A 1,261-nucleotide genomic window follows, 5' to 3' on the forward strand; every position below is an offset into this window, starting at 1 on the left:
GGCGCATGGCCGGCCAACAATGGAGAAGTGGTGGTTGACTCCGTCACTGCGCGAAAGAATGCCCTCACAGCTGGCGACACCGTTACATTGGCAAGCCAGCCCGGCGGGACCACAACAGCGCAGAGTCTGACGGCCACAGTCTCCGGAACCATGACCGCCTCCGCTGATCCGATCTCGTCCGGCTCGGCTCAATTTGTGGGTACCTCCAGCGCCGTCGGCAAAATCACTGCTCAGGACACCGGTTACAGATTTATCTCCGTGAAGCTGAAGTCCGGTACTTCCATCGCAGAAGCCAAGACTTCCCTGGCCGCGGCCGCGGACCAGTCGGTTGGCTCAATCCTCACAGCAGATGAAAAGACCACGCAGGACGTGGCTAATTTGACCGGTGGGCAGGATCAGTTGACCATCATCCTGCTGGCCTTTGCAGGTGTGGCGCTGCTCGTTTCGGCCTTGGTTGTCTCCAACACTTTTTCGGTGCTGGTTGCCCAACGCACCCGCGAACTGGCGCTCCTGCGCTGCGTGGGTGCAAGCCGGGCACAGGTGCGCAACTCTGTCATGCTCGAAGCACTCGTGGTGGGATTCGTTGCATCGATGCTCGGTGTTCTGGCAGCAGCGGGGCTCATGGCCCTCTTCGTGAACCTGCGCAGCCAGAATCCCGACTTTGCCTTCGCAACGTTGGCGGTGCCGCCGTCGGCCATTGTTGCGGGCATGGTGGTGGGCACTTCGCTCACGGTCCTCGCTGCACTGGTACCCGCCCGTGCCGCAACGGCCGTTGCACCGCTGGCAGCGCTGCGTCCCGTGGACGACGCCTCAATGCACAACGCCGGTGGACGAGTACGCCTGGGGGTGGGTGTGCTGCTGATGCTGGTCGGCGGCGCGGGGCTTGTGTACGGTGGATTGTCTGCGAACCTGCTGGTGGCGCTGCCAGCCGGTGCCACCACTTTTGTTGGCTTCCTCATGGCCGCGACGCTATTTGTCCCCAAGTTGGTCTCCCTTGCCGGCCTGCTGGCAGCACCTGCTGGCGTCCCGGGCAAGATGGCAGCAGCCAATGCGGTGCGCAACCCGCGCAGAGCCACCGCGACGGCGTCGGCCTTACTCATCGGCGTCACGCTGGTGACCATGATGATGAGCGGAGCGGCAACGGCCCGGCACGCTTTCGACACCGAGCTGGACGCGCACTACCCCGTGGACATCACCGCCCTGTCCTATCCCGGGCAGCCTGCCATTTCCGACGCGCGCATTGCAACGGCCGCAGCACTGC

The 1,261-nt window shown here is 63.8% G+C and carries 1 protein-coding gene; it reads left to right on the forward strand.

The features are described from left to right. Positions 1 to 27 precede the first annotated feature (27 nt). Positions 28 to 1,261 (forward strand): FtsX-like permease family protein (locus tag Q4P21_RS14345; RefSeq protein WP_303389419.1); only part of this gene is annotated, 1,234 nt, incomplete at its 3' end.

Source organism: Arthrobacter sp., assembly GCF_030540645.1.
GTDB lineage: Bacteria > Actinomycetota > Actinomycetes > Actinomycetales > Micrococcaceae > Specibacter.